Origin of the sequence: Neopusillimonas maritima (genome assembly GCF_003576595.1) — a bacterium.
Classification (GTDB): domain Bacteria; phylum Pseudomonadota; class Gammaproteobacteria; order Burkholderiales; family Burkholderiaceae_B; genus Neopusillimonas; species Neopusillimonas maritima.
Map to the genome: position 1 here is coordinate 18564 of NZ_NQOU01000010.1, position 11958 is coordinate 30521.

The 11958-nt window shown below is 53.0% G+C and carries 12 protein-coding genes; 5 read left to right on the top strand and 7 right to left on the bottom strand.

What is annotated here, in order from left to right:
* The first annotated feature begins 30 nt into the window (after nt 1–30).
* Nucleotides 31–960, top strand: coding sequence for a serine O-acetyltransferase EpsC (gene epsC, locus CJO09_RS15160; protein ID WP_114421966.1), 930 nt, complete (start codon nt 31–33; stop codon nt 958–960).
* A gap of 27 nt (nt 961–987) precedes the next feature.
* On the opposite strand, the gene CJO09_RS15165 is transcribed toward epsC, so the two are convergent.
* The 4 genes from CJO09_RS15165 to hmpA form a co-directional block, all read right to left on the bottom strand.
* Nucleotides 988–1755 (bottom strand): TorF family putative porin, encoded by a 768-nt coding sequence (locus tag CJO09_RS15165; protein ID WP_119443110.1) that lies wholly within the window; start codon nt 1753–1755, stop codon nt 988–990.
* A 90-nt stretch (nt 1756–1845) separates the two neighbouring features.
* A complete protein-coding gene (alkB, locus tag CJO09_RS15170; RefSeq protein WP_119443111.1) occupies nt 1846–2502 on the bottom strand; it encodes a DNA oxidative demethylase AlkB in 657 nt (218 codons plus the stop codon).
* 2 nt (nt 2503–2504) lie between these two features.
* Complete coding sequence (locus tag CJO09_RS15175) at nt 2505–3137, bottom strand: class I SAM-dependent methyltransferase (protein WP_119443112.1); 633 nt, start codon at nt 3135–3137, stop codon at nt 2505–2507.
* A 54-nt stretch (nt 3138–3191) separates the two neighbouring features.
* Nucleotides 3192–4415, bottom strand: a complete 1224-nt coding sequence (gene hmpA / locus CJO09_RS15180) for an NO-inducible flavohemoprotein (protein WP_119443113.1) — start codon at nt 4413–4415, stop codon at nt 3192–3194.
* Nucleotides 4416–4614: 199 nt separating this feature from the next.
* Here hmpA and purT point away from each other — a divergent pair, with 199 nt between their 5' ends.
* The 3 genes from purT (at nt 4615) to CJO09_RS15195 (ending at nt 8397) form a co-directional block, all read left to right on the top strand.
* Nucleotides 4615–5820 carry a formate-dependent phosphoribosylglycinamide formyltransferase gene (purT, locus tag CJO09_RS15185; protein ID WP_119443114.1) on the top strand — a complete coding sequence of 402 codons (1206 nt, stop codon included), beginning with the start codon at nt 4615–4617 and terminating at the stop codon, nt 5818–5820.
* Nucleotides 5821–5907: 87 nt separating this feature from the next.
* On the top strand, nt 5908–7041 hold the full coding sequence (locus CJO09_RS15190) for a mechanosensitive ion channel family protein (protein ID WP_245961359.1): 1134 nt from the start codon (nt 5908–5910) through the stop codon (nt 7039–7041).
* Nucleotides 7042–7161: 120 nt separating this feature from the next.
* Nucleotides 7162–8397, top strand: coding sequence for a benzoate/H(+) symporter BenE family transporter (locus CJO09_RS15195; protein ID WP_119443115.1), 1236 nt, complete (start codon nt 7162–7164; stop codon nt 8395–8397).
* A gap of 17 nt (nt 8398–8414) precedes the next feature.
* Here the strand turns inward: CJO09_RS15195 and CJO09_RS15200 are convergent, their stop codons facing one another.
* Together CJO09_RS15200 and CJO09_RS15205 are read right to left on the bottom strand one after the other, a co-directional pair.
* Nucleotides 8415–9641, bottom strand: coding sequence for an MFS transporter (locus CJO09_RS15200; protein WP_119443116.1), 1227 nt, complete (start codon nt 9639–9641; stop codon nt 8415–8417).
* Nucleotides 9642–9856: 215 nt separating this feature from the next.
* A complete protein-coding gene (locus CJO09_RS15205) occupies nt 9857–10252 on the bottom strand; it encodes a DUF4168 domain-containing protein (RefSeq protein ID WP_119443117.1) in 396 nt (131 codons plus the stop codon).
* Between the two features lie 175 nt (nt 10253–10427).
* On the opposite strand from CJO09_RS15205, the gene CJO09_RS15210 reads away from it, so the two are divergent.
* The gene (locus CJO09_RS15210; RefSeq protein WP_119443118.1) at nt 10428–10808 is read left to right on the top strand and encodes an RNA-binding S4 domain-containing protein; all 381 of its coding nucleotides are present in this window, start codon (nt 10428–10430) and stop codon (nt 10806–10808) included.
* Here CJO09_RS15210 and CJO09_RS15215 read toward each other — a convergent pair.
* Nucleotides 10795–11958 (bottom strand): acetoacetate--CoA ligase (locus tag CJO09_RS15215; protein WP_119443119.1); only part of this gene is annotated, 1164 nt, incomplete at its 5' end. The two genes, CJO09_RS15210 and CJO09_RS15215, sit on opposite strands and share 14 nt — an antisense overlap.

An 11958-nucleotide genomic window follows, 5' to 3' on the forward strand; every position in this document is an offset into this window, starting at 1 on the left:
ACTCAACCCTGACATCGTCCGAACGACATTATGGCGTCCTTTGAAATCGATACCATTGTTCAATCATTAAGTGAAATCCGCAAGGAATGGCGCGCGTCCCAAAAGCGGTCTCGCGAACCCGGTGGCCGTGAGTTTCCATCACGAGACGCGCTCGCTGAGGTCATGGATGCGCTCAAAGGGGCCCTTTTTCCAATGCGTTTGGGGCCAACCGACCTGCGTCATGAAAGTGAAGACTTTTACGTAGGTCATACATTAGACACCGCGTTGCACACCCTGCTTGCCCAAGCGCGCCTGGAGATTCGCTATCAACATCGTCACCAAGCCATCACTGAAACAGAAGTTGAGCAACGCGCAGTTGAGACCATAACCGGCCTGGCCAACAGTTTGCCCCATATACGCAGCATGCTCGACAGCGATGTTCTGGCAGCCTACCGGGGCGACCCGGCAGCACAAACTGTCGACGAAGTATTACTGTGCTATCCGGGTGTGCTGGCCATGATTTACCATCGCATTGCCCACGAACTCTATACCCGCGACCTCCCTTTATTGGCTCGCATTGCAGCTGAAATGGCTCATTCGCAAACGGGTATTGATATTCACCCCGGCGCCACAATCGGGCCGAGCTTCTTCATCGACCACGGCACCGGGGTGGTCATCGGGGAAACTGCTGTCATAGGGGAACGCGTCCGCATCTACCAGGCCGTGACACTTGGTGCGAAGAGCTTCCCCACAGATAACGAAGGCAGCTTGCAAAAAGGGCTACCCCGCCACCCCATTGTGGAAGACGACGTCGTTATTTATGCCGGTGCAACCATTCTGGGTCGGGTAACGCTTGGCAAAGGCTGCGTCATTGGCGGTAACGTATGGCTAACAGAAGACGTACCTGCCGGCTGTGTTGTTACACAAGCCCGCTCGCAAGATACTCCCCGAACCAATTGCGCATCCAGCTCGGGGATTTAAACATCGGCTAACTCACTGAAGAGCCACTCAAAAAGGGGCACTGAGTGAAAAGACGGCTGCGGCCCGCCCCATATTACGTCCATCACGATTGGTATAAACCTGGCGTTCGGCATTGGTGTCCACATAAGCCAGTGAAGCCGTTATACCGTTATCCCAAGTTTTGCTTAAACCCAACGACCAATCTGTGTAGGAACCATCCGTTACGTTGCGAACGCGCTGATAGCCCACATGGGCGTCCAACATCAAGCCCCAAACACCTGTATCGAATTGGCCTGACAAATCATAGTATTGACTATTTTTACTATCGGCCCATCCGAATAAATTGGTTAACGCATGTGAATAGGTAAAGGACACCGGACCATAGCCAATACCGAGGTAAAGCTCTGTCGTATTGGGGCTGGTGAACCCATCTGGATAGTCGCCAGGGTAATAATATTGCAACACCCCCGTGTCGATCGTCCAATCTCCATACAGTGGTGCGCTATAGCCGGCATAAAAGTCCATTTCAACGGGCGCCGAAACATTGGGATCCGCATCGCCGAGCCAACTAATACTGGAGCTCCAGTTACCAACATAGAAGCCGCTGCTATGGCTGATGTCGAATCCACCTTGAATTGCCGGCTTATTGTTCGACTGCATCAAGCCGCGAAAACGATATTGGCTTGTTGCGGTCATATTGGCGCTAATTTCGAATTCAGACATCGTCGTTTCAGACGACTCCGTTTGTGCTGCAACGGGCTGGGCAAGTGCAATCAGCGCGGCAAATGCAAGCGCCTTCTTTTTTAGTACGGCCATGAGTCACTCCTTCAAAAGAAAAGACAGGTAATAAAACTGTCTTTTCAACTAAAGCAATTTCCATGCCAATTACTGCAAGGGGCCGACAACTTAAGCTTTCGCCCGCCGAAATGTAAGATTGAAACGTTGGTTTCCACACAGGCGGTGTTCACCTTTTACCGGTGTAGCGACACCGTGAAAGCGCAGACGATCTTGCCCGCCCCAAACAACGACGTCGCCATGCACCAATAAAACTTTTCGCACCGAATCGGTGCGGTGCAAACCACCAAACAGGAAGTGAGCCGTGAGCCCCAACGAAACAGACACAATCGGCGCACCCAAATCTGCCTCGTCTTTGTCTTGGTGCAAAGCCATACGGGCTCCAGGCCCATAACAATTAATTAAGCACGCATCCGGCTCGAAGCGCGCGTAACCGGCCTGTTCGGCCGCTGTCTGCGCAATCTGTCGGAACAAGAGCGGCATCGCGGGCCATGCTACACCCGTTAAAGGATCACGATCCGCGTAGCGATAGCCCGCTTTGTCGGTAACCCAGCCCCATTGGCCGCAGTTTGTCTGCTCAGCCGACATCAATCTTCCACCTGGAGTTTTCATGCGGCGCAATGGGGCTTGCGCCAGAACCGCTTGTATCGCCCGCCATAATGCAGCATCCTGGGCCAACGCAAAACCACGTAGAACCATAGCATCGGTGCCGAGCGTTTCATTTGCCCCAGCCGAAAAGGCAGTGTCATCGAACAAAAACCCCGTCATCGTCAGGCAACGTCCGGTTTGCGCCAAACCGTCGCCAACCAGGGTTGTTGGTCTCGCGGCAAGCCTGGCGGCCGATAATAGTGCTCAAGTTCAATAAGGCCCGCCTGGGTTAACAAGGCGTGCCATGAGTCGTAATCGTGATACACGGCATAGCGCTCACCGTTCCAACCTTCCTGATTGCCTCCACGGGGATTTGAGCAGAACAACACCCCGCCTGGCTTCAATGTGCCCCTCAGGTGCATTAACACTTGCCCGAGATGCGCCAGTGGGACATGAAACAACGAAGCATTGGCAAACACACCGTCGAAATACGCTTTCGGTAACGACAACGCCAGGAAGTCCTGGTGCCATACCTCACAACCGCTATTGGCGCGGGCCATCTCAACGAAAGCCGGCGCACCGTCCAGGCCAACCGGTTCATGACCCAACCGCCGAAACGTGACAAGATCGCGCCCGGGACCGCAACCAAAATCAAGGATACGACAAGGTGCGGAAACAGGGATATGCCTTAATAAAGCATCAATGTTTTGACTGACGTCATGATCCTGGGTGCCTTCCTGGAAGCGAGAAGCATGGCGCTGGTAATGCCCCAAAGTAACTTGAGACACCACTTTAGGGTCGACGGGAACAGACATAATTCCGATATCCACTCATTAACTCAACCCCAAAGTATACGAACTTCAACGGATCTAGCGTAGATGATCGAGCAAACCGGGGCCAAATACTTCCTGATGAATCCGACTGGCTGGTACTCCTTTTGCAACCAACGCCTTCCATTGAGCCTGCATAAAAGGCATTGGCCCGCACATATAAACCGGTATTTCATTAACATCCCACTCAGGCAAAGCAGACACATTCATTCGACCACTCTGAACCGTCACGGCATGATTATTCCAGTTATTGCCCGAATGATCGCCATCTACATCTTCATAAAATACGGTACATACAAGATTCGGCATCAATTCAATAGCATGTGCCAGCTCATCTCTATGTGCGTGGAACGCGGGACTGCGCGCCGCGTGGCCAAAAATAACGCGGCGGCCAGGATGTCGATGTGCAATATCGTTCAGGGCACTTATCATCGGCGTCACCCCCACCCCTGCCGATAGTAATACGATAGGCTCCGTTGTCTTCGTATCAGGCGTAAAATCGCCGAACGGCGGACTGATGCGCAATGTGTCTCCAGCCTTCACCGTATCGTGCAGCCAATTGGAAACGCGACCAGCAGGTGTTTCTTTTCCCGCGGCCTCGCGCTTAACCGAAATCCTGAAATGCGTCTTTCCTGGTGCGTCCGACAAACTATATTGTCGTAACTGACGCATACCGTCGGGCAACAAGGCCTCAACGGAAATGTATTGACCCGGCATAAAAGACGGCAGTGACGCGCCGGCCTCAGGCGTTAGCAAAAAGGAACGCACGTTAAGGCTCTGATCCTGAACCTCTTGCACTGTCATATTCAATAGTTGTCCCGGCTCGGTTTCCGCGGCTGCGTATAGCTTGCGCTCCTCTTCTATGAAAGCATTCGCTAACAAACCATATGCCTCCTCCCAGGCCGACAACAGATCCGGCGTGGCCGCCTCACCTAACGTTTCCTGAATGGCACCCAAAAGATGACGGCCGACAATGGGGTAGTGCTCGGCACGAATTCCAACTGAAGCATGTTTATGAACGATCCGGCTGACAACCGGAGTTAGTGCCTCGGGCTGATCGATATTATCGGCGTAGGCAAACACCGCCGCCGCCAGCGACTGTTGCTGAGCACCGCTGGCCTGATTTCCCATATTAAAAATCCGAGTGAGTTCCGGATGCTCGGAAAACATATTCTTATAGAAAGTCTTTGTAATGGTGACACCTTGTTCGCGCAGAACAGGCACACTAGCTTGAATATACGGACGTGCAGCTTCCGATAACATGTAACAACTCCATTTAATATATTTAATATCGATCTTTAAAGCCAAAAAAGACCGCCTTTGCGGCGGATTGCTCAGCATGCTGCCAAACAATAAGATGTATTTTATATATTTCTTAAATGGATGTCGAATCGGGATTAAGGTCGGCCCAATAAGAAATCGATACAATAGCGTCCGTTGCATCCTTAGCAGGAACGTCCTCATGACCACGCTCGGTACCCCTTTATCCGCCACTGCCACCAAAGTCATGCTGCTCGGTTCGGGCGAGCTTGGCAAAGAAGTCATCATCGCCCTGCAACGCCTGGGGGTTGAAACCATTGCAGTCGACCGTTATCCGCATGCGCCGGGACATCAGGTCGCGCACCATGCAAGAACATTGGTGATGACTGACCCTGAACAGTTGCAAGCACTCATAGAATCAGAGCAGCCGGACGTGGTTGTGCCTGAAATCGAGGCGATTGCCACGACCGCCTTGGAAAAACTGGAGGCTGAAGGTAAGGTCAGGGTGGTACCCACCGCCCGCGCAACCCGTCTGACCATGGATCGCGAAGGCATCCGACGCCTGGCTGCCGAAACACTTCAACTTCCCACCAGTCCGTATCAATTCTGTGACTCCCTGGTGGAATTAAAACAAGCGGTAACGGAGCATATCGGCTATCCGTGTATCGTCAAACCGGTTATGAGCAGCTCAGGCAAAGGCCAGAGCAGAATCGACCATGTCGACGACATTGAAAAGGCCTGGAACTATGCTATGTCGGGCAGTCGGGTGAACAAAAATCGCGTGATTGTTGAAGGTTTTGTTGAGTTCGATTATGAAATTACGTTGCTGACCGTGCGCGCCTTGAATGACAAAGGCGTAGTCGAAACCTATTTCTGCGAACCAATCGGACACTTACAGGAACAAGGTGATTACATTGAGAGCTGGCAACCGCAACCTATGAGCGCTATGGCCAAGCAACGGGCTCAGGAAGTGAGTCATGCAATTACCGAGAATCTGGGTGGTTTGGGCTTATTTGGGGTGGAGCTTTTCGTTAAAGGTGACAACGTCTGGTTCAGCGAGGTCAGCCCACGCCCCCATGACACAGGCTTGGTGACGCTTGTCACGCAATGGCAAAATGAATTTGAATTACACGCGCGTGCAATCCTTGGCCTTCCAGTGGACACCAAACTGCGCAGCCCGGGCGCCAGCGCTGTGATTTACGGTGGCGTGGACGCACAAGGAATTGTTTTCAACGGTGTCGATAAAGCACTGCAAGTCCCCCAAACAGAGTTGCGCCTGTTCGGCAAACCCGAAAGCTTTCGCCGGCGTCGTATGGGCGTTGCCGTAGCCTATCACGACAACCTGGATCAAGCCCGCAAAAACGCCCGCAAAGCCGCCAGCTGCGTTAAACCCGGTACAGCAAACTAAACGCCCTTTCCGGTTATTTTCCGGGTCATTGGCCAGGCAAAACGACGCTCGCTACAATAACGCGTTTTGCAACATGGGGTTTACACAATGGAAGAAGATATTCTTGCCGACATTTCCAAACAAATATCTGCCTGGACCGGCAGTGGAGAGATGGTCGCCCTGACCATTCAGGTTTTCCTGGTCGTCCTGGCGGTTGTCGTCGCAAACTTTTTCCTGCGTCGCGTCTTGAACAAACTTGAGTCGCGCAGCCAAAAAACCAAAACCTATTGGGACAATGCGCTGATTGAAGCGGCGCGCAAACCCGTAACCATTGTCGCCTGGATCATCGGCCTGTCTTTTGCCGTTGAAATTCTCCAGGTTGAAACAGAAGTTACTCTGCTTGATTTTATTGACCCTGTTCGCATTATTGGGGTCGTGGGTTGCATTACCTGGTTTGTTGTCCGTTTCATCAACAATGTTGAAAAAAGCATTATTGCCCAGAAGCAGGCCAAGAATGAACCCATCGATGTCACAACGGTCGACGCCGTTGGCAAGCTGCTACGTATCTCCGTACTGATCACAGCCGTTCTCGTCGCCATGCAAAGCCTGGGCTTTTCCATTTCCGGCTTGTTGGCGTTCGGCGGCATCGGCGGTCTGGCGGTTAGTTTTGCGGCCAAAGATTTGCTGGCCAACTTTTTCGGTGGCCTGATGATCTATCTCGACCGCCCTTTTGCCGTGGGCGAATGGATACGCTCAAACGATCGTGAAATAGAAGGCACCGTAGAAGAAATTGGTTGGCGGCTCACGCGTATTCGTACCTTCGACAAACGACCGCTTTACGTTCCCAATGGAATCTTTACCCAAATCGCCGTGGAAAACCCTTCACGCATGACCAATCGCCGTATCAGCGAAACAATTGGCGTGCGTTATGATGACTTTGCACACGTTGGCGCGATTGTTAATGACATCAAGGAGATGTTGCGCAACCACCCGGAAATCGACCAGGATCAAACGCTGATTGTGAACTTCCTGCAGTACGGCCCGTCTTCGCTGGACCTGATGATCTATACATTTACCAAAACAACGGTATGGGTTACCTATCATGAGGTCAAACAGGACGTCCTGCTGAAAATCGGCGAAATTATCGAGGCGTACAACGCGGAAATTGCCTTCCCCACCCAAACGCTGCACTTGGTTAAAGACGGACAAGGTGAGAGCCATGTTGAGCCGGTGAATGCTTAAAACGTGAACCCAAACGTTTTAAGCCCCCTGCTTTAAAAACCGTGCTATTATCTGCTTGTAATATACTGCGTATACTGACAAAAATATTATATGCACGGACAATAAAAACGGGGGGACACCGTGTCGGACGACGGTTGCGCTAAACAATCCAAGGGCTCAGGTTTGGCCGGCTATTTGCCGGACCGCCATACCTTCAGCAACAGCATTACAGCTTACCTGTTCTGTACCACCGGACCCCTGGCCATTCTGGTTGCAGCTGGTCAGGCCGGCGGCTTGTCGGAAAGCGACATGTCGTCGTGGATTTTTGGTGGCTATGGCATCGCCGGCCTTATTACACTTTGGATTTGCTGGCGCTACCGCCAACCTCTGGTAATTGCGTGGACCATCCCCGGTGCGTTATTACTGCCCCCCGCCCTGAGCCACTTAAGCTTTGCCGAGGTAATCGGCGCCTATTGGGTCACGGGAATTGTCATCGCGATTCTGGGCTGGAGCGGCCTGATCGGGCGCGTTATGCGTGCCATCCCCATGCCTATTGTGATGGGAATGGTTGCGGGAGTCTTTCTTCCTCTGGGAATTCAGGTCATTACCGCCTTTACGGACAATGCGTTCCTGGCGGGAGCGACGCTATTTATCTTTCTTTTATTCACACTGGTTCCAGCACTAGGCCGGTACATTCCTCCGGTGCTGGCCGCCATTATTGCCGGCGGCATAACCGCATGGGCTATTGGCGCGATGACGCCAATACCTGAAACCACTCAAATTTTCGCACGACCGACACTGTACATTCCTTCATTCTCGATTCAAGCCATGTTGGAGCTGGTCATTCCGTTAATGGTAACCGTGCTGGGTATTCAAAACGCTCAGGGCATTGCCATTTTGAAAAACGCAGGTTACGAAGCGCCTGTAAAAACCATTACGACAACAACCGGCTGGGGCTCAATTCTTCTGGCACTAACCGGATCCGTACCGGCCTGCTTAACCGGGCCGGTTAACGGAATTATTGTGTCGGGCGGCGACCCCAAGAAACACTGGATTGGCGCCATGATTGTAGGTTTGCTCATGATCGTGTTTGCGCTGTTCGCCCCGCTGGCCACCGCATTCGCGCTGGCACTGCCGCTTTCCTTAATCGGGCTGATCGGCGGCCTGGCGATGATGCGCGTATTGCAAACCACCTTCCAAACCGCTTTTCGAGGCGAGTGCCCATTAGGTGCCCTGGTTTCATTCGTGGTATCCGTGGCGGGCGTACCGATATTCAATATTGGTGCCCCTTTCTGGGGTCTGGTTTTTGCCGTCATTACGTCGTGGCTACTGGAGCGCGATAGTTTGCGACGCTTAATGAACCCGAATAATAGCTAAGCAAGCAAAACCATGATTCAGGGGTTTACCGTAACGGAACGATGACGCGCAACCGGCCCTTCTTTAATAGGCAGGTTCACCAGCGCGGCAAAAACCGCCAACGCCATGTCGGCGTACCACATCCACATAAAATCGCCGAAATGCGTGATTGCCAACCCACCCAGCCAGGCGCCCAAAAAACCGCCCAGTTGATGTGAAAACAGCGTTAACCCGAAAAGCGTAGCCAAGTAGCGCGTACCAAACAACTTACCCACGACGGCCGCGGTTGGTGGTACGGTTGCCAGCCAGGTGAAACCCAGACCGGCGGCAAAAATATAGAATACCCACTCAGTTCGGGGCATCATCAAATACCACGCAATTAAAAGCGCACGTGACCCATACATAGCAGCCAATATGTACTTGCTGCGATATTTGGAAATACAGTTACCGGCATAAATACTGCCGACAATATTCGCAAGACCAATAATGGCTAACGACCAACTGGCTACAGAAGGTGGTAGTCCACACAAGTCAACTTCACCTGGCAGATGTGTAACCAAAAACGCAATATGGAACCCGCAGGTAAAAAAGCCCAGATGCAACAACCAATAACTGCGATCGCGCGAAGCCGTTCGCACCGCCTCGCCCAAACGCTGCTCACCCATAGCGGGTGGCGCCGGAGCGGTACCCCCTTTCCCGACAAGGCGACCAATTAAGGGCAGGGTTGCCAGCGCCACTATCGCCATCGCCCATAACGCGCCCATCCAACCAACGGCCTGTATCAGCTTTTGTACCACAGGCGCGAATACAAACTGGCCAAACGAACCGCCCGCATTAATAACACCTGAAGCCGTTCCGCGAGACTCGACCGGCAGTCGCGCCGTGGCCGCCCCGATCAAAACCGAAAAACTTCCAATACCTGAACCAATGGAAGCAAGCAGGCCCAGTGCAATAGTCAGACCGAAGCCCTCGTTCATGAAGGGGGCTACGGCGCACCCTAAAGCGAGAAGCAATAAACCGACGACCAACACGCGCTGCGACCCATAGCGGTCTGCGACTGCCCCGGCAACGGGTTGAATCGCACCCCAGGTGAACTGACCAATAGCCATTGCAAGGCTAATGGTGGCAATACTCATTCCGGTAGATGCATTAATTGGGCTGACAAACAACCCGAAAGTTTGCCTGATACCCATGGTGACCATGAGTATGCCGGCAGCTGCCAATGTAACGGCCATTACACCTGGGTAGCGCAAGGAATAAAACATGTGTGTCTCTTTAACAATATTCCACGGATGTGGCCGCAACCGCGACAGCATCAACAACTATTCCGCCAACAGGCGCGACTGAATCAAACTCGAGCCCATTACGTTAGAGCTGGATTATCCCCCGTGAAGAGACACTAAATCAACTAAAAAACGGTGCGGCCCCGCAAAGGGATCGCACCGCGTAAGACAAACAAACGAAAGACAAGAGAATAAAGTTACTGTGCCACGCCCTGAATTCGCTGAGCCAGCGCCGGGTCTTGCTGGGCGGCCTGATTGATCATAAGAAACTGATCCACACTGATGCCTTCTTTTTCAACTGCGGAAATCATTTTCTGATCAGCCTCTTCCAACACCTTCTGTTGTTCGGTGGGATCTTCAGCTTGCTGTAATTTAGGCGCATAATCTTGCGAAATGACCGCAACTTTCTGCGACGCTGCCACAAACTTTTGTAAATCTGAATCAGAAAACTGCGAGGAATCCACTGCCTGAGGCTGTGTCGTAACCGACCCGTGAGGCGCGCCAGACTGTTGAGCTCCCACCATAAATGGGGCAGAGGCCAAACTCATTGCCAGAACAGCGGCGGAAACGGTACGTTTAAACGTGCTAGGCATAGAATCTCCTTAAGACTTAATATTGAAGCTTTACCCTAACAACCCTGAACGAGACCTTAAAGACTTCAGCGTTTGTTATGGTTATTAAAAATAACGAGATGTTTCTTGAAAACCTAAAATCGGAATGCCCGTATTCTTCTGATACATCTTTACTGGCTTTTACTAACTAGACACCATGGATAAACTACGCATCGACAAATGGTTATGGGCGGCACGCTTTTACAAGACCCGTAGCCTGGCCGTGCAAGAAATCAATAAAGGCCGGATTGTCGTCAACGGGCAAACAGCCAAGCCGGCACGCGAAGTAGCGACCGGTGATACCGTCGTAGTTCGGAAAGAAGACCCCGCCATCATCATTACTGTAAAAGGCATCAGCAACATCCGTGGGCCGGCGCCCAAAGCGCGGGAACTCTACGAAGAAACAGCAGAAAGCATCGCTGCTCGGGAAAAAGCAGCAGAAATGCGGCGGCTTGCGCCGGAGCCCTCTATTGATTTGCGCATGGGGCGTCCTACCAAACGCGATCGCCGTGATCTGTCACGCTTCAGGGGGAAATAAGCCCTTTCGCGCGCAGGCACTCACCAATTTGATCCAATGCCTGCGGGTTAGCCAACGCATCGCGGTTGTCGGCGCGAGCCGACCCATTCACGAGGCGCGCCACCGCCAGCTCCACTTTCTTGCCGCTGCGGGTGTAGGGAATATCGGGCACGGCCAGAATATGACGCGGCACATGTCGTGGGCTGGCCCCTTCACGAATACGGGTGCGTAACTCCTTTATCAAGGCATCATTTAAGTCATGGCCTGGGGCGGGAACAATCAGTAGCACCACTTCCACATCACCATCCACCTGGCGCCCCACCACCAAGCTGTCTTTTACAGCATCCAACGTTTCAACCTGACGGTAGATTTCTGCGGTGCCAATGCGCACCCCGCCGGGGTTCAACGTGGCATCAGAGCGACCATAGATAATGGCGCCGCCCGTCTCAGTGAATTCGATAAAGTCACCATGCGCCCAGACCCCCGGGTAGGTATCAAAGTACGCATCGCGATATCGGCTGCCCTCGGGATCGTTCCAGAACGCCACCGGCATCGACGGCAAGGGCTGCCTGCACACCAGCTCACCCCGCCCGGCCTGCACCTCATGACCCTGGTCATCAAAGGCCGTCACGTCGGCCCCCAACATCTTGCCCTGGATCTCGCCCCGGCGTACCGGCAACGTGGGGACGCACCCGACAAAGCAGCCGCAAATGTCGGTGCCCCCCGCGATAGAACCTAATAATGCGTGCGGCACCCCGTCGGCATAAAACCAATCGTAATCTTCAGGCAACAACGGGGAGCCCGTAGAGAACACCACCCGCAGCTTTTGCAGATGATAGGTTTGCGTGGGTGTTAAATTAGCCTTGCGACACCCGGCAATAAAGCGGGCACTGGTCCCGAAGTGGGTCACGCCCTCGTTCGCGGCCAGTTCCCACAGATAACTTAAATTCGGATACCCCGGAGACCCATCGACCATCACCAGACGCGCGCCCGTGAGCAGGCCGGACGCCTGCCAATTCCACATCATCCAGCCGCAAGTGGTGAAATACATCAGGCTATCGCCTGGCCCGATGTCGCCATGCAGCATGAGCTCCTTGGCATGGTTCAACAAAATGCCACCCGTGCCATGCACAATACACTTGGGCTTGCCGGTGGTGCCGGAAGAAAACAG